Below are 23,916 nucleotides of genomic sequence, written 5' to 3'. Positions count from 1 at the left end.
TAGTCCGGTGTCGAGGTCGTAGGTGTAGCCCGACACGGCGATCTTCGCCGATACATTTCGATCATCGTGGACGCGGCCGACATCCTCGGCGACGGTGACGGCGGGATGGGTGACAGCGGTGTCGCGTAGTTGGTGTTCATCAAACCCGCGCTGGGCGAAGCGGTGGCGCAGATCGTCATCGGCCATGAGTCCTGAGCCGCAGTCGGTGTGGTGGATGATGACGAGTTCGAACCAGTCGGCCTGTGGTGTCTTGTCTTCGTGCAGGAAGCTGATCCAGGCGAGATCGCCTAGGACGGCGGGGGTGATGCGACCGCCCACGTTGCGGGCGACGATGGCGTCACCGAGATCGAGACCTAGCAGGGCCGCGGGTTCGACGCGTGGGTCGATGCAGGTGACGAGGTAGATCTGCTTGTTGGGGATGAAGGGGATCTTCGGTGTCCCGGAGCGGGCGTCGGTGGTTGCGAAACGGGTGTTGTTGTCGAGGAGTTCGTCGAAGGAACGCATGTTTCAAGCTTCGTTCGTGGCGGTGCCGTTGACCATCTCGAGACGGCCAGTTTCCGTCGCCTTCGTGCCAGTTCCCGCGGCTCTCGTTCGAGTTGCGGCCCCTGGACGACGTCAGGGACGGTGGCGGTGGCGGTATTGGGTGGGCGAGAGACCGGTGTGACGGGCCAGGTGGGCGCGCAGGACTCCGGCGCTGCCGAACCCGCAGTATTCGGCGATGTCGTCGACACCAAGTGCGGTGGCTTCCAGCAGTCGCTGGGCTTCCAGTACCCGTTGGCCGGTCAGCCAGCGCATCGGTGCGGTGCCGACCTGTTCGGTGAACCTCCGGGCGAAGGTGCGGGGAGTCATGCCGGCATGTCGGGCAAGGTGGCGCACCGTCAGCGGGCGTTGCATCTGACTGATGGCCCATTCCAGGGTGTAGCTCAGTCCGCCGTCGGGCGGAAGAGGTCGCTGCGCGTACTGGGTCTGTCCGCCGGAGCGGTGCATGGCCACGACCATGCGCTGGGCGACCTGAGCGGCGGCGTCGGCGCCGTAGTCGTTGCGCACCAGATACAGGCACAAGTCGATGCCAGCCGAAATTCCAGCGCTGGTGAGGAATTGGCCTTCGTCGGCGTAGAGGATGTCGGGGTTGAGCCGTACCCGTGGGAACATTCGGCGGAAGTCGTCGCTGTGCTGCCAGTGCGTGGTGGCGGTGCGGCCGTCCAATAGTCCGGTGGCAGCCAGGGCGAACGCCCCGATACAGACGGTGGCGATTCGGGTGCCCCGGGTGGCGGCGCGGCGCAGTGCATCGATCGCGAAGCTGGGCGGCTGTGTGTTGGGGTGGAAGCCGGGAACGACGATGGTGTCGGCATCGTCGAGGGCCTCGAGCCCGCAGGCGGCGTTGATGGAGTATCCGGTCGTCGAGGCCACTTCACCGGGCTGGTGGCTGCACACGGTGAACCGGTAGCGCGCTGCTTCTTGCCGATGTCCGAAGACTTGAGCGGGAATCGCCAGGTCGAAGGCCACCACCTCCGGTATCGCGAGGGCGACGACATGGTGAACGGCCATGAAGGTCTCCAGAAGAGTCAGGGCTAAGCACGGTGGGGGACTGAATGTGCTGCTGAAACTGCCGTCGACAAGCCTGGCACTCAGAGTAGAGACATGCGAATCGGTAGCACCTGAGCCCCGTTCAGCTCTGCACCGCATGGTGGTCGCTGCCCGTCGAACGACTTCGCGCCCTAACTCCCCGCCAACCCCCCGTCAACTGCAATGAAGGTGGCTGCAACGCGAGAGCCACTGCAATACAGCCGGTTTCGCGCCCTACCGCTCGATCATCGCCATCTGGTCGTCGGTGTGATGTCCGCCCGACGCTGGGGTGAGCTCGTCGAGCCGGGTCAGTTGCGCGTCGGTGAGTACGACGTCGTCGGCGGCGACGTTCTCCTCGAGCCGAACCACCCGTCGGGTGCCAGGGATCGGTGCGATGTCGTTCCCCTTCGTAAGCAACCAGGCGATCGCGACCTGCGCCGGTGTCGCGCCGACCTCGTCGGCCACCGCTTTGACTTCGTCGGCGATGGCGAGATTGCGCTGGAAGTTCTCGCCGACGAAACGCGGGCTGTTGGACCGGAAGTCATCGGGCGCGAACTGGTCGGTCGAGGTGATGGTGCCGGTCAGGAATCCCTTGCCGAGTGGCGAATACGGCACGAAGCCGATGCCGAGTTCGCGCAACAGTGGCAGCACCTCGGGCTCCTGATCGCGGGTCCACAGCGAGTACTCGGACTGCAGCGCCGTGATCGGGTGCACGGCGTGGGCGCGGCGGATCGTGTCGACCCAGGCTTCCGAGAGCCCGATGTGGCGCACCTTGCCCGCGGCGACCAGTTCGGCGACGGCGCCGATGGTGTCCTCGATCGGCGTGGCCGGGTCGACGCGGTGCTGATAGTAGAGGTCGATGTGGTCGGTACCGAGCCTGCGCAGCGAGCCTTCGACGGCGCTGCGGATGTTGGCCGGACTGCTGTCGAGGTTCCACGGGCCCGCGCCGGCATGCGACACGAGGCCGAACTTGGTGGCGAGCACCACCTCGTCACGGCGGCCCTTGATCGCACGCCCGACGAGTTCCTCGTTGACGTACGGACCGTAGATTTCGGCGGTGTCGATGAGGTTCACGCCGAGGTCGAGGGCGCGATGGATGGTGCGGATCGATTCGTCGTCGTCGGATCCGGCGCCGGTGTAGCCGTGGGACATGCCCATGGCTCCAAGACCGATGCGGGCGACTTCGAGGTCGCCGAGCTTCACGTTCTTCATAGTTGAACTCCTTGTCGCTATTGGCTATTCGCCAGGTGGATAGTCGGTGGTCACAGCGCGTCTCCTTCGGGCGGCGCGATCTCGTTGACCGCGTTGAGTCCGTTGAGCGTGCGGGGGTAGCCGATGAACGGCAGCAGCTGAGTCAGCACCGCCAACAGGGTCGCGCGGTCGTTGCCGACGTTGAGGTTGCCCGCGACGTGCCCCTTCACCTGTGCGTCGGCACCACCAAGTGCGACCAGCATCGAGAACGTCAGCAGTTCGCGCGTCTGCAGATCGAGGCCCGAGCGGGCCACGTAGTCACCGAAGCAGTTTGCCGACAGATAGCTCTGGATGTGCGCGGTGTCCGCGGAGGCCGCTGCGTACATGCCGTCCACCTTCTCGGCGCCGACGATGCGCTTCTGCACCTCGAGGCCGACGGCGGCGCGCGTCTGCGGCGTCGAAACCGATTGTGGCGGAAGCGGCAGTTCGACACCACGCTCGACGAGGATCTCGTTGGTGGCGTGCAGGAAGTCGAACACCTTCGCCAGTCCCACGTACGGGACAGCTTGGTAGACGACCTCTTTCACCTGGATCGGTGTGACGCCCACGGTGAGTGCGGCACCCAGCACGGCTCGGTACTCGCCGAGAGCCTGCGACGCGATGATCGCGGACAGTTGCACCATCAACCGGGTTCGCGCGTCCAGGTCGCCGTACTGCAGCACCTCGTCAAAGGCGAAGTTGTCGAAGACCTCGATGAATTCGGGGTCGGTCACCGCGAGCGTCGAGACGTGGCCGGGAAAGAGCTCGTCGTGATTGCGTCGGGCGGTGTCGCTGGTCGTCATGGGTCAACTCCCTCGGGAATCTGGTACTCGATGTCGGTGACGTGTTCGCCCCATTCGGTTTCCGGCGATCCGGACTCCGGATCGGGTGCCTCCCACATCGCGAGGTGCGTCATGAAGTGCGTGGGTGCCGCACCGTGCCAGTGCCATTCGCCCGGCGGGGTGTAGACGGTGTCGCCGGGCCGCATCACGACAACCTCGCCGCCGCGAGATTGGACCAGTCCGATGCCGTCGGTGACGTGCAACGTCTGGCCGCACGCGTGGGTGTGCCATGCGGTGCGGGCGCACGGCGCGAACCGCACCGTGTTGACCCGCAGCCGTGACGGCTCCTCACCCTTGGCGATGACGTCGAAGTAGACGTCGCCGGTGAACATCTCGGCCGGGCCCTTGGTGGACTGGCCACCGGGAATCTTCTGCATGGGTTGTCCTATTCGGGTTGGTGGGGAAGGAGTTTCACTACTCCTTCGACTGGTAGGGCCACAGGTCACTGCCGCAGATACACGAGGAGGTGACGCGCACGATGGCGTCGGTCGGCTGGCGAAGGACGGGGTCGGGGACGGTCTCGACGCGGACGTCACCTGCCTGGTACATGACGGTTGCTCTCATGAACACCAGCCAACGCCTGTTCCCCGGGGTGTGGCAGTACCTGTCGTTCCAGGTATCGGCAGTACCCCTCAGCTCTTGGTCGGGGTGACCTCCGAAGGCAGGTTCTCCTGGCTCGCGGCCCAGGAGGCGAGCAGCTTGAGCCCGTCGGCGGTGGGGGTGTTCGCCGCTGCGGTGTAGACGTTCAGCTGCAGGCCGGGTTCCGATGGAAGCGGCATCGCCTCGAAGTCGAGATCGAGTTGACCGACCACCGGGTGGTTGAGGCGCTTGCGACCCGAGCGGTGGAATCGCACGTCCTGGGAGGCCCACCGCTTCCGAAACAGATCGCTGCGCGTCGATAGCTCGCCGACCAACGCGATCAGTTGTTCGTCGTGCGGATTGTGACCCGCCTCCAGTCGCAGCATGGCGGCGGCGTCGCGGGTGATCTGGTCGTAGTCGACGAAGAACCGCTCGGCTTCCTCGGGATGCAGGTACACAAAGCGGGTGGTGTTGGCCGGGCGGCGCGGATTGGCGAGGACCGGGGCGTACAGGGCGCGGGCGAGCTGGTTCATCGCGAGTACGTCGTGACGTCCGTTACGAATCCACGCCGGCGCGTCGGTGATGGCGTCGAGTATCTGCTGAAGCGCCGGTCGCAGTGTTCCCGTGGTCTTCCGCTTGCGGCGGCTCTCCGTTGGTCCGGAGGCCCGTGCGAGGGCGAGGAGGTGGTCGCGCTCCGCCTCGTCGAGTTGCAGCGCCGAGGCGAGGGCGTCGAGCACCGTCTCCGAGGCGCCGCCCAGGCTGCCGCGCTCCATGCGGACGTAATAGTCCACGGACACCCCGGCCAACATGGCCACCTCTTCGCGGCGCAGCCCCTTGACCCGGCGGTTGCCACCGTAGGCGGGCAGGCCGGCCTGCTCGGGGCTGATCCGGGCGCGCCGCGAACTGAGGAATTCGCGGATCTCGGTGGGTACGTCCATGCCGTTCATGTCTCCACGGTAGGCGCGGCCGAGCCGCGCTGGCAGGTACTGGCGGTGCCTGTCCCAGCAGGTCCTCCCGCGCGTCGGGATCGGAGCCTAACGTCGAGACGATGAGCGTCCCCACCTTCACCCTGAACAACGGCGTGACCATCCCGGTCCTCGGCTACGGGGTCTTCCAGACCCCACCGGACGAGACGGTCACCGCGGTCGAAACCGCGTTGCGGGTCGGCTACCGCCACATCGACACCGCTGCTGCGTACGGCAACGAGCGGGAGGTCGGCACGGCCATCCACCAGTCCGGGGTGGCGCGCGACGACGTGTTCATCGAAACCAAGATCTGGATCTCCGACTTCGGCTACGAGGAAACTCTGCACGGGTTCGACAAGTCGGCCGGGAAGCTCGGCGTGGATCAACTCGATCTGCTGATCCTGCACCAGGCGCTGCCGGGCGAGTTCGAGCTGACGATTGGTGCGTATAAGGCGTTGGAGAAGCTGTATGCCGACGGCAAGGTGCGCGCGATCGGCGTCTCCAACTTCATGCCGAAACACCTCGACCGGTTGCTCGCCGAAACCGAGATCGTGCCTGCGGTCAACCAGATCGAGGTTCACCCCTACTTCCGGCAATCCGAGGCGCTCGCGGCCGACACCGAACACGGCATCCTCAACCAGGCATGGGCGCCCATCGGCGGCATCACGTTCTACCGCGAGGGCCCGCACACCTCGACACTCGAGAATCCGGTCATCGGCGAGATCGCGGCCGCGCATGCCAAGACCCCTGCGCAGGTCATGTTGCGCTGGCACATCCAGCAGGGACGCCAGGTCATCCCCAAGTCGGTGACGCCTTCGCGGATCGCGGAGAACTTCGACGTGTTCGACTTCGCCCTCACCGCAGAGCAACTCGCGGCCATCGACGGCTTGGACACCGGCGTCCGCGGTGGCCCCGAACCCGAGGACGTCACCCGCGAGAAGTTCGGCCGCGACATCCCCGAAGCCTGAGGCTCTACGATCCGTAGTTGAGTGTGATTGTGCCGTCACGGTTTACGCCGGTGTTGGGCGGCGGGTCTTGGTGAACGACCTTGGCACGGTTTTGATCGCCGGCAGCGATGTCGGGGCCAGGATTGATCGGCCCAGTGAAGCCGTAGGTTTCGCGCAACAGCGGTTCGAGATAGGTGAAGAATTGGCCGATGAGGTTGGGCATCGAGAATTGGTTGCCCTTGGAGACATTCAGGGTGACCGCGGATTCCAGGGGCAGGTCGGTTCCGGCTGGTGGGTCGGTGGAAGCCACCTGACCGGCAGGCAGGGTGCTGTCGATCGGCGCGTTGAGGATCGTGGTGAAACCGACGATGTTGAGATTCCTCGTCGCCACATCCAGTGGCTGTGTGATCACAGGGGGAACGGGACGCGTCCCCGGACCGGAACTGATGAAGATCGTGACCCGATCGGTGACAGGCGACATCGTGCCGACGGGAGGATCGGTACGGACGACCGCGCCCTTCGGCACCGTCGGGTCGCCCGCGTTGGCTTGGCCTATCTGGTCGAATCCGGCTTCCTTGAGTCTTTCCGTGGCGTCCGACGGACTGAAGGTGGAGACGTCGGGGATCGTGCGCTGGTCGGGACCACTCGACACGTCGATCGTGATGGTGTCACCCACTTGGGCATTGGCATCGGCGTCGGGATCGGTCCCGATCACGAGGCCGCGCTTGACCGTCGAATTCGCCTCCGGATTGATGACCGTCTTGAATCCGAGATTTTGCAGCGACACCTGCGCATCGGCCTGCGCCTGACCGCTCAGGTTCGGGACGCGTTGGCGGTCGCCGACGACCACGTTGACCGCGACGGTCACGACGACCGCGAGGACGGTCAGCAGCGCCAACGCGGTTAGCCAACGCCTTGCCGGCCATCCCCGATCACGGCCGGTCGCCCGGTGACCACGTGGTGACATGACGTCGGAGTGGTCGGCGTCGGTGAATACCTTTGGTGCATGGGGTGTTTCACCGCCATGGACCCGGATCAGGTCGGTGCGCATCTCGGCGGCGCTTTGATATCGATTGTCTGGATTCTTGGCCAGGGCCTTGAGGACGACGGCGTCCAGCGCGGGGGAGAGGCCCGCCTGACGGCTCGACGGCGGTGCTGGATCCTTGCGGACGTGCTGATAGGCCACGGCGACGGGGGACTCGCCGACGAAGGGTGGTTTACCGGTGAGGAGTTCGTAGAGGACACAGCCCAGCGAGTAGACGTCGGAGCGGGCATCGACGGTGTCCCCGTTGGCCTGCTCGGGTGACAGATATTGTGCGGTGCCGATGACGGCGGAGGTCTGGGTGAGCTTGACGCCGTCGTCGTGCAGCGCGCGGGCGATGCCGAAGTCCATGACCTTCACCGCGCCGGCATGGGTGATCATGATGTTGGCGGGTTTGACGTCGCGGTGGATGATGCGGTGCTGGTGGCTGTAGTGCAGCGCCTGGCACGCGTCGGCGACGATCTCGACGGCCCGCTGAGGCTCGATCGGGCCGTTGTCGTCCACGACCTCGCGCAGCGTGACGCCATCGACGTACTCCATGACGATGTACGGCACTCGACCGTCGGGAGTGTCGACCTCGCCGCTGTCGTGTACCGCCACGATCGCGGGGTGGTTTAGCGCGGCGACGTTCTGAGCCTCCCGACGGAACCGGAGATAGAAGGTCGGGTCCTGAGCCAGGTTCGCGCGCAGCACCTTGACCGCCACGTCGCGGTGCAGCCGGACGTCGCGGGCGAGGTGGACCTCCGACATGCCGCCGACCCCGAGAATCTCTCCGAGTTCGTAGCGGTCGGACAATCGCTGAGGGGTTGGCATTGGACCATCTATTCGGTGGGCTGCCAGAGCGGGTGCCCGGCGGTCGAATCCTACGATGACCGGCCGGCCGCAATCAGATCACTGCCGGTCGAGGGCCCAAGTGATCAAGATCTGGATACTCCCCGCGAAACCAGATGGCAGAAGGCGTCAGGCAATCATCGGGTCGATCGCCGACCGAGGCACCAGCACCTGCAACGCCCCAGCTGAGTCGGGCAACAACACACCCTGATCGAAGAAGAAGATCACCCCGTCGTTGACCACCGCGAAATTCTGATAGTTGGCCGGGTTGTACAGCGCGGTCGTCGCGATCGGCAACGGCGGCGGCGGTGGTGGCGGCGTCGTGGTGGTCGGCGTGGCCGCGACCGGCTGTCCCGGTTGCGCGGGTGGCGTGGGAGGCGCGACCGGCGGTGGCGGTGCCAGCTGCTGCTGCAGTTCGGCCTGGACGATCGGCGCGACGGTCTTCAGCGGATCGTCCACCCGCCACAACGGCGTCTTTTTCTTGTCGTCCGGTACGGCCGTGTAGACGATCGCCTTGCGATAGCTCTGGTCCCAGTTGAACGCCTTGTAGGTCGTCTGCGGATTTGCACCACCGACGTTTTGGGTCACCTTGAACACCACGGCCTGCGTGCCGCGCGGGGGAACCGCAGAGGTGTATTCCGTGGGCTTGATGCTCAACTCATACGGGGCAGTGCGGGACGCGCCCGACTTGGCCGTATTGAGGAATCCGTCGCGCGTCTGGGAGATGTAGTCGGCAACCGACTCCTGGTCGGGGTAGTCCAGCGGAATGCTGATGTCGACGCTGTACCCGGGGTCGGAGAGATTGATCTCGCACGTGCTGCCGGTATTGCCGCCCTTGAGGTCGGCGCAGTAATCCTTCGGCGCGGCCCCCGCTACGCCAGAAGAACCGACGATGGCGGCGACCGTGACGAGTACGGCCACGCTGAAAGTGCGCATGGGTATTTCCTCCTAGCAAACGCGGCAGTGCGCCGCGGACGACACTTTAACGTGCAGCGCGCCAGCAAAGCGGGCCGGGCGGAGTTACCGCTGCTTACCGTGGTCGGCACCCTTCCCGCGGCGTGAAATCCTTGGCGCTCGTCAGTGCCGTGACGCGGGGTCGGAGTTACTTCGGATAGCCCAGACTCCAGCCCCGGTAGAGCCATTTTCGGCCCACATTGGGAGTCGGGAGGATCTGGATATTGTGCCGGTCGCCGTACCCAGGGGCGAGCCCCTGGACGCCACCCGAGACATAGGTTCCGTCACCGCGGGCGATGTCGATGTGGGGGCCGTCGGACCCCTTACTGAACACGAGGGCTCCCCGCGGCGAATCCATGTCATTGTGGATCTGACCTTGCGCCAGGAGGGTTTGATACATGGTTTCGGATGCGCCGTCCCAACCATACTTCGCCTGCGGCACGCCAAATGCGTAGGCCACCAGAGCCTCACATCCGTACGGGCCGAATCGGTCTGAGCCGAGCGCGCTTTCGGCTCTGGCGATCGCGGCATCTGCTCCAGGGATGGTCGGCGGCGGCTCAGCTGGCGCGCTCGGTGCGAGTAGCAGTGCAGCGGCTAGTGGAATGGCTGGAAGAGCGAGAAAGATTCGGGCATTCAACTCGGGTGGCTCCGGTTCTGGCGTGCATGTTGGCCGCGTGGATGGCGAGGTCCGTCCGGCTGGCCTGATCAAGCGCCAGCAACGTCGCGAACACTGCCCCCAGGAAACCAATGGCACTTGTTCACGTGTTGTACAGATATCCATCGTGCGGTACTCGAGAGTGCCGGGCAACCCGAGCTGCGAGTAAAGCGGGCCGGGTGACGTGACCGGGGCGTCGCGGATGAAACCGCGCAGTAGGGAAGGCTGGCGGACCGGGCTCGGCTAACCAGCAGTGCGCCGCGGACGACACTTCAACGTGCAACGCGCCAGCAAAGCGGGCCGGGCGGAGTACCGAGCCAAATCAGGGTGAGGTCACCGTCAGGCGGTTTGAGGAGTCGTTGGGCGACGTGACCGGGGGCAGCCGCGCCGACACCACTAGGGCCATTCGGCCCCGCGATGTGAGGACCAAGCGCGAGCGCGCACCCGATGGCGAGGTCTTGCGCCCCTAGTAGCGCAGGCGCGGAACGGCGAGAGTGGAGCCACGAAACGAATTGCCGAGCAGAGGGATATCGATGAGCGCCGACTTCCCCAATGACGTGACAGTTCACACGGCGCTGTCGCTGGCCATCCGCGCGCCGTCGATGCACAACTCGCAGCCGTGGCGCTGGCAGGTGGGTCCACACAGTCTGCAGCTCTACGCGGATCGACGCCGGCGCCTGCCGAGTGCTGATCCAGACGATCGCGACTTGTTACTGAGTTGTGGTGCAACGCTTCACCATTGCGTCGTTGCGTTGGCCGCACTCGGCTGGCAGGCCAAGATCCATCGCTTTCCAGATCCTTCTGACGGTGCCCACTTGGCGTCGATCGAACTCGACCGTCGCGCACCCGCTGACGTCGATGTGACCCTGGCTGCCGCTATTCCTCGGCGCCGGACCGATCGACGCCACTTCAGTTCGTGGCCGGTGCCGCACGGCGACATTGCCCTGATGGGTGCTCGGGCAGCGCGCGCGGGTGTCACGATGCGCCGAGTGGAGGCACTCTCCGGGCTGGGGACTGTGGCGACGCGCGCCGCTCGGCGGCATGCCGACGACCACGAATATCTGACCGAACTAGCGATGTGGAGTGGACGGTACGGCGCCAAGGCAGGTGTGCCCGCACGGAATTCGCCGAAGTCTGATCCCGCTGCGCTGTTACCTTCCCGCGCGTTCGCCGGTCCCGTCCTCGCACAGACCGCCGAAGCCGACTGGGCTGACGAAAGTGCCGTCGTGGTGGCGCTGGGCACGAACGATGACGACGCCATGGCGCATCTACGCGCGGGTGAGGCCACCAGTGTGGTGCTGCTCACCGCCACGGCCCTCGGGCTGGCGAGCTGCCCGATCACCGAGCCGCTCGAGGTCGTGGAGACACGGGAGTCGCTGCGGGAAAGCATCTTTCCGACAGGTGGCTTCCCTCAAATGCTGCTTCGCATCGGTTGGGCTCCGGTGAATGCCGACCCATTGTCTTCGACCCCGCGTCACGACCTGTCGGATGTCGTCGAGTGGCTGGACGGCGCTGGAAGCGCATTATGATGACGAGCGCAGTCACGGCAGTGGTGCCGACCAGCGCAACGTGGTGCCGCCCTCGGGAGTGCCGGCGATGGCGAACTCGCCGCCGACGCACTCGGCACGCTCGCGCAGATTCTTCAGTCCACTTTCAGTGACCGGACTCGTGATGCCGCGGCCGTTGTCGCTGACCTCGATGCTCAAGTCGTCGTCGACGACGACCCTGATGCTCAAAGTGGTGGCTGCCGCGTGGCGCAACGCATTGCTGGCGGCCTCGCGAACCACGGCTTCGGCGTGATCGGCCAGTTCGGCGTCGACGACCGACAGCGGCCCGATGAACTGCACGGTGCTGCGCAGTCCCGAGGATGCGAACTGTGCGACGACCTCGTCGAGGCGCTGCCGCAATCGTGTCGTCTCGGCTGCTGCTCCGTGTAGGTCGAATATCGCGGTGCGAATCTTCTCGATGACGGCCTGCAAGTCGTCGACGCTGTCGGCCAATCTTCGTTGAACGTCGCTGGACTCGACGTGAGGGATGGTGCCCTGCAGGCTGAGTCCAACGGCGAAGAGGCGCTGGATGACGTGGTCGTGTAGATCTCGCGCGATGCGATCACGATCCATGAGGACGTCGAGTTCGCGCATCCGCCGCTGCGTCCCGGCGAGCTGCCAGGCGACGGCAGCTTGATCGGCGAAGGCCGCCATCATGTCGAGTTGTTCGTCACTGAATGGCTGAGCGCCCTTCTGTCGCAGGGTGATCACCACGCCGGAAACTGTGTCAACAGCACGCAATGGAAGGACCAGCGCCGGGCCCGCCTGTTCGAGGGCAACGAGTTCGACGTCAATCTCGTCCAATCGTCGCGGTGTTCCTTGCAAAAACGCCTCGCCGATGGAGGTACCGGCGACGGGTATGGGGTTGGCGGCCGGATAAATGCCCGTCGCCGAGGCGGATTCGGCGATGACGAGTTCGCCGACGTCGCCGGAGGTGACATCCGTGTCGGCCGGAACCGCGACCATCGCGACGTCGGCGCCCGTCAGTTTGAGCGCCTCGTCCGCGATGAGTCGGAACACCCGGGTGGGATCGGCGCCGGAGAGCAACTGGGTGGCGATATCGCGCGTCGCCTCGATCCACTGTTGACGCGTTTGCGACTGCTCGTAGAGACGAGCGTTGTCGATGGCGATACCAGCAGCAGCGGCAAGCGCTTGCGCCAGCACTTCGTCGTCCTCACTGAAGGGCAGCCCGTTGGCCTTCTCCGTCAGATACAAATTTCCGTACACTTCGTCGCGGATACGGACCGGGACCCCGAGGAACGTTTGCATCGGCGGATGATTGAGCGGAAATCCGACCGATGCGGGGTGGTCGTCCAGTCGTTCGAGCCGGATCGGCGTAGGTTCGTCGATCAACACGCCCAACACGCCAAGGCCCTGCGGCAGGGGCCCGATCTGCTCGCGGGTGGGTTCGTCGATGCCTTCGTAGATGAACTCGATGAGCTCGTGGTCGGTCCCACGGACGCCGAGCGCCCCGTAGCGTGCGTCGATCAACTCGATCGCCGTGTGCACGATGGTGCGCAGAGTCTCGGCCAATTCCAGCCCTGACGTGACGGCGAGGACGGCCGCGACGAGTCCGTCGAGGCGGTCACGCCCCTCGGCGATCTGCTCAACGCGATCCTGGACTTCGCTGAGGAGTTCGCGCAGATGCAACGCAGACAACGTGTTGCGTTGCGGAGGTGAGCCGTCGTCTCGGCGCGCCTGCCCGGGTTCTGTCACACCTCCATGGTGTCACCGTTGTGCCACCGAGTGGTCAGACCACGGCTTATTCGTCCGAGATGTGTGCTCGGTCGAGTTTGGAGACGAAGACTGCGGCCTGTGTCCGGCGTTCCATGCCCAACTTGGCCAGCAACCGCGACACATAGTTCTTGATGGTCTTTTCAGCAAGGAACATACGGGCTGCGATCTGTTTGTTCGTAAGCCCTTCGCCAAGGAGATCGAGCAGGATGCGCTCCTGGCTGGTAAGCCCCGAAAGGGGATCGGAGCGTTCGGCGACTCCGCGCAGCCTCGCCATCAACGCCGCGGCGGCCCTATTGTCGAGCAGTGATTTGCCTGCCCCGACTTCTTTGATCGCCTTGGCCAGTTCCATGCCCTTGATGTCCTTGACGACGTATCCGCTCGCCCCTGCCAGGATCGCGTCGAGCATGGCTTCGTCGGAGGTGAACGAGGTCAGCATCAAGCAGCGCAGGTCGGGCATCTTGGACAACAGGTCACGACATAGCTCGATCCCGTTGCCGTCGGGTAGCCGGACGTCGAGCACGGCGACGTCGGGTGCAAGGGCGGGTATCTGTGCCATCGCGTGGGACACGGAACCAGCTTCGCCGATGACCTCGAGATCGGGATCGGCACTGAGCAGGTCGATCAAACCGCGCCGGACGACTTCGTGATCATCGACCAAGAAAACCGTGACCATGGAGAGCCCTTCTGACGACGGAGCACGAGTGCCGGCACTGTCGACGGCATACACCGGTGGATGTGCCCATCATCCACTCGTCGTCGTCACAGGTGTTGGCGGCTGACGAAGAGGGTGGAGCAGGCCGTGCTTCGCAGCACCGCGCTGCCCGAAGGTCCGGCAAGTTTGGCGACGCTTCGGTCACCAGCACCCATCACCACCAAGTGAATCGATTCCGACTCCTTGGCCAGATGATCGAGCAGGCCGCCATGGACCACGACCGAGGTCACATCGAGGTCGGGGTGGCGCTGCCGCCACGGTTCGAGACGGCGATCGAGTTGCGAGTGCAGATCGCGATTTCCGTCGGAGACGGTCGCCGCGTCGTGAGCGTCACTGAACCTCGATTGCCATGCGATCACCGCTTGCAACCGCGTGCCGCGCAACCGAGCCTCCTCGACGGCGACCTGTAACACTGCAGCGTTGTCGGGGGACGGCCCCAGGTATGCGAGGACCGCGCCACGACCAGATCCTTGCGGACCATCCTGTCCCCGAATGATGGCTACTGGGCTGTGCGCGGAGGAAGCCAGGAATTCCGCGGTCGAGCCGACGCCGCCCGGTGCGGAGTGCGCGAGACCGACTGCGCCAACACAGATCATGGCTGCCGACCGGGATGCGTCGGACAATGTGCGAACCGGGGAGCCCTGGACGATCTCGACCTCGATCTTGACCGGCTGCTCCACCGACTCGACCGCCATCATTGCGTAGCGAATGGCTGATTCTGCGGTGGCGAGCTTCCGCGCCTGGTCCTGCGGGTCGATCTCCTTCTTGCCGTCCGGGGGAATGGCGCACGTCAGCCGGAGCGGGACGTCGCGGCTGACTGCCTCGTCGACGGCCCACAGCGCCGCGCGCACCGCCGCCCGTGAGCCGTCGATGCCCACCACTATCGACGGTGACGGAACATGAGTCTTTCGCATCAGGGTTCCTTGCTTCGAAGTACCTGGGTATCGACGTTAGCGCCGAAACCGCTCCGGACTCAGGGGCTTTAGTCCCCGACCGGTTGGCTTTTGGTCCCTGCCCGAAATCATTCGTCGTGAATCGGTGGCGGGGACCACGTCAACACGTCCTTCAATGGCCGCCGACCCCTCGCAGGCGGCACTTGCTCGATGGTGGGGGCTCCAGCCACCGGCTGTCTAGGGACTTCGTGCCCCAGGTACTGGGGACCTTCGCCCGGTGAAAGGGCCGAACGGCAGCTGTGTCGATGTCCTGCCGTGACGCACGATTCATGACGTGGACGCCGTCCTCGCTCGGTTCGGGCCGCCACCTTCGCCGCGTCCGTGCTCGATAGCCGGCACAAAGGTTGCGTCGCACTCCGATCCATCGCCCACCAACGGACATTTTGACAGCGCGGAAGGACCAACTGCATGAAGGCTCTCGTTTACCACGGCCCCGGCGAGCGGGCATGGCAGGAGGTTCCCGACCCGATCGTCCAGGACGCTGGCGACGCGCTGGTGCGAGTCGACGCCGTCACCATCTGCGGCACCGACCTACACATCCTCGAAGGCGACGTGCCCGAAGTTACTCCCGGTCGCATCCTCGGCCATGAGGCCGTCGGCACGGTAACCGCGATCGGACCTGGGGTGCAACGGCTCTCGGTCGGGGACCGGGTGCTCGTCTCATGCATCACGTCCTGCGGCACATGCCGGTACTGCCGGGACGGCACCTACGGACAGTGCCTCGGTGGCGGGGGTTGGATCCTCGGTCACCTCATCGACGGCACCCAGGCCGAATACGTGCGTGTTCCATTCGCGGACAACTCCACCCACGCGGTGCCCGACGGTGTCACCGATGAACAGATGCTGATGCTTGCCGACATCCTGCCCACCTCCTACGAGGTGGGGGTGCTCAACGGGACGGTGCAGCCCGCAGACGTCGTCGTCATCGTCGGGGCAGGTCCGATCGGACTGGCCGCAATTCTAACCGCCCGACTGTTCAGCCCCAGTCACATCGTGGCGATCGATCTTGCCGAGTCGCGTATCGAGGCAGCTCGAAAGTTCGGCGCGGACATCGCGATCAACAGCAGCACCGAGGATCCGGAGGTGGCGATCGCCAAACTCACCGGCGGCCTCGGCGCCGATGTCGTGATGGAGGCCGTCGGCACGGCGCACACCTTCGAGCTCGCGATGCGACTGGTCCGCGCGGGCGGACACGTCGCCAACATCGGCGTCCACGGCGCGTCCGCAACGCTGCATCTCGAGGATGTCTGGGCCAAGAATCTGACCATCACCACCGGCCTGGTCGATACCTACTCCACTCCGACGCTGATCGGACTGGTCGCCAGCCACCAGCTCGACACGTCGCCGATGATCACCCACCGCTTCACGTTGGCGGACTTCGAAACTGCCTATGACGTCTTCAGCAAGCCCTCCGACACAGGAGCGTTGAAGGTGCTGTTGACCGCACCCCGTGGCTAAACACCCGCTCACCGCAGCGCAGGTATCCACGACCTCCGTTTCCGAGGTGCTGGAGTGGCTCGACAGCTCGACCGACGGATTGACGGGCGTGGAGGCAGCGGCCCGCCTCGAGCGCGACGGACCGAACGCCCTTCGCACCCATCGGGTGAGCGCGGTCGCCGTGCTCGGGCGCCAACTGCGCAGCGCCCTCCTTGGCCTGCTGGCGGCGACCGCCGCATTGTCGTTCTTCCTGGGTGACAGCACCCAGGCGAGCATCATCGGTGCCATCCTCGTCGCCAGCATTGCGCTGGGCTTCGTCAACGAATACCGGGCCGAACGCGCCACCGCTGCACTGCATTCAAGAGTGCACCACACTGCGCTGGTGCGCCGCGACGGACACTTCGCGAAGGTCGACGTCGCCGATCTGGTGGTCGGTGACGTGATACGGCTGGCGCTGGGTGAGGCGGTGCCGGCGGACGTGCGATTGATCGACGTCACGGGCCTGGAATGCAACGAAAGCATCCTATCCGGGGAGTCGACGGCCGCCGAGAAATGGCCCCGGCAGGTGAAACTAGCGGGCGCACTGGCAGATTCGACAGATCTCGCCTTCATGGGGACGATCGTCAGCGCTGGCGACGGCACCGGCGTGGTGTACGCGACCGGCGTCAACGCCGAGTTCGGGCGGATCGCTGCCGGGCTGGGGGAGCGCCACCCCGAGACTGACTTCCAGGTGGGGCTGCGCCGGTTCTCCTACTTGTTGCTGTGGGTTGCGCTCACCTTGACGGCGTTCATCCTCGTCATCAACTTGCTCCTGGGTAGGCCGCTGATCGAGTCCATGCTGTTCGCGCTGGCGATCGCAGTCGGCATCACACCGCAGCTGCTGCCTGCGGTGGTCAGCACCAGCCTGGCGACGGGATCGCGGCGGTTGGCGAAGCTCAAGGTACTGGTGAAGCGACTGGTGTGCATCGAGGACCTCGGCGACATCGACGTGCTCATCACCGACAAGACCGGGACCTTGACCGAGGGTCGGATCCGCCTGGTTGACGGCGTCGACGCCATGGGCGCGCGCTCCGAGGCGGTCATTCGTGCCGGGCTGTTGGCCACCGATGCGTTTCCCGGCACGGGGGGTGTCAGTGCCAATGCGATGGACGCCGCGCTCTGGGAGTCCTCCGAGGCGGGGCGGTTGACCATCGGCGAGGTCTGTCGGGTCGCGACGCTTCCGTTCGACCACGCACGCCGCGCGACGTCGACCCTCGTCGACGATCACGGGCATCGCGTTCTGGTGGTCAAGGGCGCGCCCGAGCAGGTGATGAGCAACTGCGTGGGGGTGCCGGAGTCGGCGCAGGCCGTGCTGGCGGCGTTGTTCGATGACGGCCGTCGGGTGGTGGCGGTCGCCAGCAGGCCCGCACCGGAGCTCGCGTTCATCACGGCGGTCGACGAATGCGGCCTTGCCCTTGACGGATTTCTGGTGTTCGCCGACGAGCCGAAGGCCGCCGCTCGGGTGTCGTTGGCCCGGTTGACGTCGATGGGCATCGAGGTCAAGGTCGCCACGGGAGACAACCCGCAAGTCGCCGAAAAAGTCTGTGCTGATTTGGGATTGGCATCCACGGGAACGGTCACCGGCGCTGCCTTGGAGGCGCTCGATGACGCCGGATTCGAGGCGGCGACAAAGAGCAATACGATCTTTGCCAGGATCTCGCCCGAGCAGAAGGCTCGGCTGGTCGTCTCCGCACGCCACACCGGGCGATCCGTCGGGTTTCTCGGCGACGGCGTCAACGATGCACTGGCCCTCCATGCGGCCGACGTCGGAATCTCCGTCGACACCGCCACCGACGTCGCGAAGGACGCTGCCGACGTCGTGCTCTTGGAAAAGGACCTCGGAGTGCTCGCCGACGGGGTCGCCGAGGGTCGGCGCATCTTCGCCAACACCATCAAATACGTGCTGATGGGAACTTCGAGCAATTTCGGCAACATGTTCAGTGCCGCCGCGGCATCGGCCGTGCTGTCGTTCCTGCCGATGCTGCCAAGTCAGATACTGCTGAACAACCTGCTCTACGACAGCTCACAGCTTGCCATCCCCACCGACCGTGTGGACGACGAGCAGTTGCATGCGCCTTCGCACTGGAACATCGCCTTCATCCGCCGATTCATGCTCACGTTCGGCCCGATCAGCTCGCTGTTCGACTTCCTGACCTTCGGCCTGATGCTCGGGGCACTACATGCCGGGCCCGTCGAGTTCCGCACCGGCTGGTTCGTGGAATCCCTTGCCACCCAGACACTGATCATCTTCGCGATCCGAACGAGGCGAGTGCCGTTCTTCCGCAGTAGACCCAGTGGTGCGTTGACACTGACGACGTTGACTGTGATCGCGGTCGGCGTCGTGCTGACGGTGTCGCCCGTCGCCCACACACTCGGGTTCACCACTCTGCCATGGCAGTTCTTCGGCGCGCTCGTGTTGCTGACCATCGTCTATCTCGTCCTGGTCGAATTCACCAAGAAGATGTTCTACAGCGACCCGGTGCATCCCGCCGGACTGCCAAGCCGCACCCGTGGACGGGACCACCGCATCCACCGTCGCGCCGCTCGCTTCAGCCACGGCGGACAGCTCCGCCAGAGGGGGGACTAAAGGCCTCACTTCGAGGACCAATGCCCCCAGGCAAATGAGTGGCCATTCAATAGCGTGGCCATTGACCGCCTTTCGGGGCGGCCGCACGGCTGACGGACAGGAGCATCATCATGAATCGCGTCTTCCCGCCCGCGTCGATCGTCGTCGGCGTCGACGGTTCGAAGGCCGCTGTGCGCGCAGCCATCTGGGCTGTCGACGAGGCCGTCAGTCGCGACATTCCTCTTCGCTTGGTCCACGTCATCGCGCCGGTCGCGAATGCTCGCAATCACCCGGGCCGGATGGATCGGGACTACGCCCGGGCGGAGCACGTCGCGCATGCCGCGTGGACGGCTGTCGAAGCCACCGGGAAACCCGTGAAGATCGAGATGGAAATCCTTCGCGGCGAACCGGCTTCGATGCTTGCCCACGCCTCCCGCTCGGCGGCGATGGCCTGCGTCGGCTGGACGGGGCGCAGCCGTTCTGTGGAACTCGGGTCCACCGCGTCCGCATTGGCGCGATCCGCCCACTGCCCGGTAGCCGTCGTGCGGCTACGAGCCCGTGCGTCGCTCGGCGGGCAGTGGATCATTGCCAGAGTCGATGGCTCGCCGAGTTCAGACGCAGTCCTGCACCAGGCGGTGGAGGAGGCACGGTTGCGTCGAGCTCCGCTGCTCGCACTCACCACCGGGCTAGAGGACGACGAGGCCGTCGATTCCGCATCCGCGGTACGAACGCGACTCGATCGCCACCTCGCCGAAGTCTCGGCAGATGCAACCGATGTGTCCGTGTGCTCTCTGCAAATCGGCGACGGGGTGCTGGAGTACCTCGCGAACAACGTCGGCCTGGCCCAGCTCGTCGTGATCGGCGCCGACAATCCCCGTGTCGTCACGGAACTCACCGGCCCTCATGCCGATTCAGTACTGCACCACACAGCTTGCTCCGTCATGTGTGTCCGCGGGCGACGCTCGTCAGAGCCCGGAGGTAGTTCTGGATCCGCTGGGAATCGGCGCAACTCGACATCAAGCGAGGAAGCATGTCCCTAGCTGCAGAACCGATCACGGAACTCTCCGAAGACGAGTGCTGGTACCTGCTCGCCAGCAGGACGCTCGGGCGTTTGGCGACGGTCGTAGCTGGCCAGCCCGAGATCTTCCCGGTCAACTTCCTCGTCCAGCGGCCGACAGTGCTCTTTCGCACGGCCGAAGGCCGAAAGCTCCTCAGCGCGGTAATCGACGAGCGGGTCGCGTTCGAGGTCGACGACCATGATTTCGAAGTGGGCTGGAGTGTGGTCGTCAAGGGACGGGCGGATGTGATGTCAGACAGCGCCGACCTCGAAATGGCCGAGCGGGCCCAGCTTCTCTCGTGGACCCCATCCGTCAAACAACACTATGTGCGAATTCGGGTAGCTGAGATCACCGGCCGCAGATTCCGGTTCGGCAGCGAATCCGATCACGACTGCTCGTGACCGGCCGGCTCGTCCGCCCCCGCCCGAGTCGTCGACCGGGCTCAACCATCAAGGAGTCGAAATGGCAAGGCAAACCGAGTTTGTGATTGCTCGCCGAGATACTGCTGGGACCTCTGACGCCTTCGCGGGGCAAGCCTACGATCGGTGGGTCAACGATGGAGGCACTCACCTGAGGGACCGCCGGTGGACCTTGTCGACAGCGGTGGCAACGTCAGTACATGCGAGCGTGGCGACGTGATCGCCGCGATTGTTGCGGCCGTGTTGGTGATACTGCTCGCGCTCGGGTGCGCGCTGTCCGTCCGGATCATCACGCAGTACGAGAACGGCGTGCTATTTCGGCTGGGACGGGTGAAGGATGCCAGAGCACCCGGACTGACCCTGATCATTCCGCTCGTAGATCGACTGACAAAGGTCTCGCGCCGTATCGTCACGATGCCGATTCAGTCCCAGGGCATCATCACTCGCGACAACGTCAGCGTGGACATCTCCGCGGTGGCCTATTTCCGCGTGGTGAATCCCGTGATGTCCGTTGTCGCCATCGAGAACGTCCATGCGGCGATAAATCAGATCGCCCAGACGACACTTCGCAAGGTCGTCGGGCAGCACACGCTAGACCAGGCGCTGTCCGAGACCGACACGATCAATGACGACATCCGAGAGATCCTCGACGTCGCCACCCTCGAGTGGGGTGTCGAGGTCACGTTGGTCGAACTCAAGGACATTCAACTGCCGGACAGCATGAAACGTGCCATGGCCCGCCAAGCGGAAGCCGAGAGAGAGAAGCGCGCGAAAATTATTGCTGCCGAGGGTGAGTCGCTGGCGGCAGCGGCGCTCGGGGATGCATCCGACATCATGATGGAGCACCCGCTGGCGCTCCAGTTGCGGAATCTGCAGACTCTCGCCGAGCTCGGAGTCGAGAAGAACACGACCGTGGTATTCCCGGCACCGATCATGAGTGCGATCGGCGAACTCGGCGCCTTCCTCGCGCGGGAAGCGGCCGCCGGGAAATCGTTGGACAAGCGTGCTCCCGAAACCAACGGGATCAGCTCGTCGACCGCGCTCGCACCACCGACCAATGGCCGGCTCGGCGAAGCGCGATGACGATAGCGACTACCGAGGGACCATCCTCTGCCATGACGACCCGCACGCTGGACCCCGAACTGCTGCACCGAATGGACGCATACTGGCGGGCGGCGAACTATCTGTCCGTCGGGCAGATCTATCTCTACGACAATCCGCTACTGAAGCGGCCGCTGGAACTGTCCGACGTGAAACCGTTCGTGGTCGGGCATTGGGGCACGACGCCGGGCCAGAACTTCATCTACGTCCACCTCAACAGGGCCATCACGAAGTACGACCTGAACATGTTCTACGTCGCTGGGCCGGGTCACGGCGGTCCGGCTCTGGTCGCCAACACGTATTTGGAGGGTTCGTACTCGGAGATCTATCCCGACGTCAGCCTGGACGAGTCCGGTATGAAGAAGCTCTTCACCCAATTCTCGTTCCCTGGTGGGATTTCCAGCCACGTTGCCCCTACGACCCCGGGGTCGATCCATGAGGGAGGGGAACTTGGCTACTCGTTGAGCCACGCCTTCGGGGCCGTGTTCGACAATCCGGACCTGATCGTCGCCTGTGTCGTCGGCGACGGCGAGGCCGAGACAGGTCCACTTGCTACGGCTTGGCATTCCACGAAGTTCGTCAATCCCGTGGGCGACGGGGCGGTCCTGCCGATCCTCCATCTCAACGGTTTCAAGATCAGCAACCCGACGATTCTGGCCCGGATCGAACACGAGGAACTCGATCAGTTCCTCCGCGGTTGCGGCTGGGAACCTCGCTACGTCGAAGGCGACGACCCAGAAGAGATGCACGAGTTGATGGCAGAAGTGCTGGACGCGACGGTCGAGTCCATTCACACCATCCAACACAATGCCCGAGTGGCCGGCGACACCACCCGCCCACGGTGGCCGATGATCGTGCTGCGCTCGCCAAAGGGTTGGACCGGACCGAAAGAGGTTGATGGTCAACAGATCGAAGGGACGTTCCGGTCGCATCAGGTGCCGCTGCTCGTCGATGAGCAGCACCCAGCGAACGTCGGTCACCTGGACACCTGGATGCGCAGCTACAAGCCCAGTGAGCTCTTCGATGAGGCTGGGCGACTTCTGCCCGATCTGACGGCGCTCGCTCCGCGCGGGCAGCGGCGCATGGGTGCCAACCCCCACACCAACGGTGGAGCGTTGCTTCGGGACCTACGGATGCCCGACTACCGCGCACATGCGGTGGGAGTGCCCGCACCGGGCGCGGTGGACGCACAAGACACCCGCGTGCTCGGCACCTTCCTGCGCGACGTCATCGCGCTCAACGACGAGCAGCGCAACTTCCGCCTGTTCGGTCCCGACGAGACCCTGTCGAACATGCTCGGTGCGGTCTTCGAGGTCACCGACCGCCAGTGGGAGGCCCGCACGGTCGAATCTGACGAATCCCTCGCTCCCGTTGGGAGAGTGCTTGATTCGATGCTTAGTGAGCACCAGAGCCAAGGGTGGTTGGAGGGCTACCTGCTGACCGGTAGGCACGGCCTGTTCAACTGCTACGAGGCGTTCATTCACATCGTCGACTCGATGTTCAACCAGCACGCCAAGTGGCTCAAGGTCACTGCGCAACTGCCGTGGCGTCGCGACATTGCGTCGCTGAATTACCTCCTCACCTCGCATGTATGGCAGCAGGACCACAACGGCTTCACCCACCAGGATCCCGGGTTCCTCGATCACGTCGTGAACAAGAAGGCGGACATCGTGCGGGTGTACCTGCCGCCGGACGCGAACACTCTGCTCTCGGTAGCCGATCACTGTCTGCGCAGCCGCCACTACGTCAACGTGGTGGTGGCGGGTAAGCGGGTGATGCCGCAATGGCTGACCATCGAACAGGCAGAGGTGCACTGCGCCCAGGGCATCGGTATCTGGGAGTGGGCCGGCAACGACAGGGATGCCGAACCCGACGTGGTCATGGCCTGCTGCGGTGACACCCCAACTCTCGAAGTGATGGCCGCGGTGTCGATCCTGCGAGAACATCTGCCGCAGTTGAAGATCCGCGTCGTCAACATCGTGGACCTGATGAGGCTGCAGTCCGCTGCCGAGCATCCGCATGGACTGAGCGATCGCGACTACGATGCCCTCTTCACCACCGACAAGCACGTCATCTTCGCCTTTCACGGCTACCCGGCCCTCATTCACCGGCTCACACATCGCCGCACGAATCGCAACCTGCACGTTCGCGGCTACAACGAAGAAGGAACGATCACCACCGCATTCGACATGCGCGTACAGAACCGATTGGACCGTTTCCATCTCGTCGGCGACGTCATCGACAACCTCCCGCAACTCGGCGCGACCGGTGACTACCTCAAGCAGACGATGGCCGACAAACTGGTCGAACACGACATCTACATCAACGCGCACGGTCGGGACCTACCCGAGATCCGTGACTGGGTTTGGGGCGCTCCGCGATGAACACGACCGTCGCGCTCGTGCGTGGTGGCACTCAACGAGGGCAGGTTCCTACTCGCACCCGGTTCCGTTGCCGTCGCGGTCAAGCCCGTATATGTCGTCTCCGACGACGGTTACGGGGCCCGAGACATAGGCCGGACCGTTGCCGCTCCCGCCCTCGCAGTCGACGTCGCTAGCTACTGGCACACAGGCGCCGGAGTAATTCGGATCGCACGGTGCGGCATTGGCGTTGGTCGACGTAGAGATGGTGACTCCGGCAAATAGGACAACAGTCAGCAAAGCAAAGTTCACCATGCGGCAAACAGTATGACTGTCGGCGTCGGATGTCTCGGTTTCTCGTCCAACCCGCTCACGA

General features: G+C 64.7%; 21 protein-coding genes and 1 pseudogene. 8 read left to right on the top strand and 14 right to left on the bottom strand.

All coding sequences use genetic code 11. The features are described 5' to 3' along the window. The 7 genes and pseudogenes from QOD90_RS20940 to QOD90_RS20910 all read right to left on the bottom strand — a co-directional run. A partial coding sequence (locus tag QOD90_RS20940) for a carbonic anhydrase (RefSeq protein WP_526352744.1) occupies positions 1-504 on the bottom strand: 504 nt, incomplete at its 3' end. Positions 505-615: 111 nt separating this feature from the next. Further along, positions 616-1,548, bottom strand: coding sequence for a GlxA family transcriptional regulator (locus QOD90_RS20935; protein WP_526352743.1), 933 nt, complete (start codon positions 1,546-1,548; stop codon positions 616-618). 252 nt (positions 1,549-1,800) lie between these two features. After that, a complete protein-coding gene (locus tag QOD90_RS20930; protein ID WP_526352742.1) occupies positions 1,801-2,778 on the bottom strand; it encodes an aldo/keto reductase in 978 nt (325 codons plus the stop codon). 50 nt (positions 2,779-2,828) lie between these two features. Next, entirely contained in the window at positions 2,829-3,599 is a 771-nt protein-coding gene (locus QOD90_RS20925) for a carboxymuconolactone decarboxylase family protein (protein WP_526352741.1), read from the bottom strand. Next, positions 3,596-4,015 (bottom strand): (R)-mandelonitrile lyase, encoded by a 420-nt coding sequence (locus tag QOD90_RS20920; protein ID WP_526352740.1) that lies wholly within the window; start codon positions 4,013-4,015, stop codon positions 3,596-3,598. The genes QOD90_RS20925 and QOD90_RS20920 overlap by 4 nt, the downstream gene beginning before the upstream one ends. Positions 4,016-4,055: 40 nt before the next feature. Then, positions 4,056-4,202: pseudogene (locus QOD90_RS20915) on the bottom strand (IMP dehydrogenase); the annotation flags it as partial. 68 nt (positions 4,203-4,270) lie between these two features. Beyond that, positions 4,271-5,155, bottom strand: coding sequence for a helix-turn-helix domain-containing protein (locus QOD90_RS20910; RefSeq protein WP_526352746.1), 885 nt, complete (start codon positions 5,153-5,155; stop codon positions 4,271-4,273). A gap of 110 nt (positions 5,156-5,265) precedes the next feature. On the opposite strand from QOD90_RS20910, the gene QOD90_RS20905 reads away from it, so the two are divergent. Beyond that, a complete protein-coding gene (locus QOD90_RS20905) occupies positions 5,266-6,150 on the top strand; it encodes an aldo/keto reductase (protein WP_526352739.1) in 885 nt (294 codons plus the stop codon). A gap of 4 nt (positions 6,151-6,154) precedes the next feature. Here QOD90_RS20905 and pknB read toward each other — a convergent pair whose 3' ends face one another. From pknB to QOD90_RS20890, 3 genes are all read right to left on the bottom strand, one after another. Then, complete coding sequence (pknB, locus tag QOD90_RS20900; protein WP_526352738.1) at positions 6,155-7,984, bottom strand: Stk1 family PASTA domain-containing Ser/Thr kinase; 1,830 nt, start codon at positions 7,982-7,984, stop codon at positions 6,155-6,157. A gap of 147 nt (positions 7,985-8,131) precedes the next feature. Beyond that, entirely contained in the window at positions 8,132-8,938 is an 807-nt protein-coding gene (locus QOD90_RS20895; protein WP_526352737.1) for a DUF3298 domain-containing protein, read from the bottom strand. Positions 8,939-9,104: 166 nt separating this feature from the next. Continuing rightward, positions 9,105-9,416, bottom strand: coding sequence for a hypothetical protein (locus QOD90_RS20890; RefSeq protein ID WP_526352736.1), 312 nt, complete (start codon positions 9,414-9,416; stop codon positions 9,105-9,107). Between the two features lie 728 nt (positions 9,417-10,144). On the opposite strand from QOD90_RS20890, the gene QOD90_RS20885 reads away from it, so the two are divergent. Continuing rightward, entirely contained in the window at positions 10,145-11,140 is a 996-nt protein-coding gene (locus tag QOD90_RS20885) for a nitroreductase family protein (RefSeq protein WP_526352735.1), read from the top strand. A 12-nt stretch (positions 11,141-11,152) separates the two neighbouring features. Here QOD90_RS20885 and QOD90_RS20880 read toward each other — a convergent pair whose 3' ends face one another. The 3 genes from QOD90_RS20880 to QOD90_RS20870 all read right to left on the bottom strand — a co-directional run bounded on the left by QOD90_RS20880 (position 11,153) and on the right by QOD90_RS20870 (position 14,521). Next, positions 11,153-12,874 (bottom strand): GAF domain-containing sensor histidine kinase, encoded by a 1,722-nt coding sequence (locus QOD90_RS20880; RefSeq protein ID WP_526352734.1) that lies wholly within the window; start codon positions 12,872-12,874, stop codon positions 11,153-11,155. A 46-nt stretch (positions 12,875-12,920) separates the two neighbouring features. After that, complete coding sequence (dosR, locus tag QOD90_RS20875; RefSeq protein ID WP_526352733.1) at positions 12,921-13,568, bottom strand: hypoxia response regulator transcription factor DosR/DevR; 648 nt, start codon at positions 13,566-13,568, stop codon at positions 12,921-12,923. Between the two features lie 86 nt (positions 13,569-13,654). Continuing rightward, positions 13,655-14,521 carry a universal stress protein gene (locus QOD90_RS20870; protein ID WP_526352732.1) on the bottom strand — a complete coding sequence of 289 codons (867 nt, stop codon included), beginning with the start codon at positions 14,519-14,521 and terminating at the stop codon, positions 13,655-13,657. A 447-nt stretch (positions 14,522-14,968) separates the two neighbouring features. On the opposite strand from QOD90_RS20870, the gene QOD90_RS20865 reads away from it, so the two are divergent. The 6 genes from QOD90_RS20865 (at position 14,969) to QOD90_RS20840 (ending at position 23,564) form a co-directional block, all read left to right on the top strand. Then, entirely contained in the window at positions 14,969-16,018 is a 1,050-nt protein-coding gene (locus QOD90_RS20865) for a zinc-dependent alcohol dehydrogenase family protein (protein WP_526352731.1), read from the top strand. Then, positions 16,011-18,623, top strand: coding sequence for a magnesium-translocating P-type ATPase (mgtA, locus tag QOD90_RS20860; RefSeq protein ID WP_526352730.1), 2,613 nt, complete (start codon positions 16,011-16,013; stop codon positions 18,621-18,623). Before QOD90_RS20865 ends, mgtA begins: the two co-directional genes overlap by 8 nt. 110 nt (positions 18,624-18,733) lie before the next feature. Further along, a complete protein-coding gene (locus tag QOD90_RS20855; protein ID WP_526352729.1) occupies positions 18,734-19,642 on the top strand; it encodes a universal stress protein in 909 nt (302 codons plus the stop codon). Beyond that, positions 19,633-20,061: a pyridoxamine 5'-phosphate oxidase family protein gene (locus QOD90_RS20850; protein WP_526352728.1), complete on the top strand. Its 429-nt coding sequence runs from the start codon at positions 19,633-19,635 to the stop codon at positions 20,059-20,061. The genes QOD90_RS20855 and QOD90_RS20850 overlap by 10 nt, the downstream gene beginning before the upstream one ends. A gap of 246 nt (positions 20,062-20,307) precedes the next feature. Continuing rightward, on the top strand, positions 20,308-21,162 hold the full coding sequence (locus tag QOD90_RS20845; protein ID WP_526352745.1) for a slipin family protein: 855 nt from the start codon (positions 20,308-20,310) through the stop codon (positions 21,160-21,162). A gap of 32 nt (positions 21,163-21,194) precedes the next feature. After that, positions 21,195-23,564: a phosphoketolase family protein gene (locus QOD90_RS20840; protein WP_526352727.1), complete on the top strand. Its 2,370-nt coding sequence runs from the start codon at positions 21,195-21,197 to the stop codon at positions 23,562-23,564. A 48-nt stretch (positions 23,565-23,612) separates the two neighbouring features. On the opposite strand, the gene QOD90_RS20835 is transcribed toward QOD90_RS20840, so the two are convergent. Further along, positions 23,613-23,855 (bottom strand): hypothetical protein, encoded by a 243-nt coding sequence (locus QOD90_RS20835; protein WP_526352726.1) that lies wholly within the window; start codon positions 23,853-23,855, stop codon positions 23,613-23,615. Between the last annotated feature and the right edge of the window lie 61 nt (positions 23,856-23,916).

Origin of the sequence: Mycobacterium sp. (assembly GCF_032161845.1) — a bacterium.
Lineage (GTDB): Bacteria > Actinomycetota > Actinomycetes > Mycobacteriales > Mycobacteriaceae > Mycobacterium.
The sequence above is the reverse complement of the archived record's forward strand: the minus strand, read 5'-3'. Positions and strand labels throughout refer to the sequence as shown.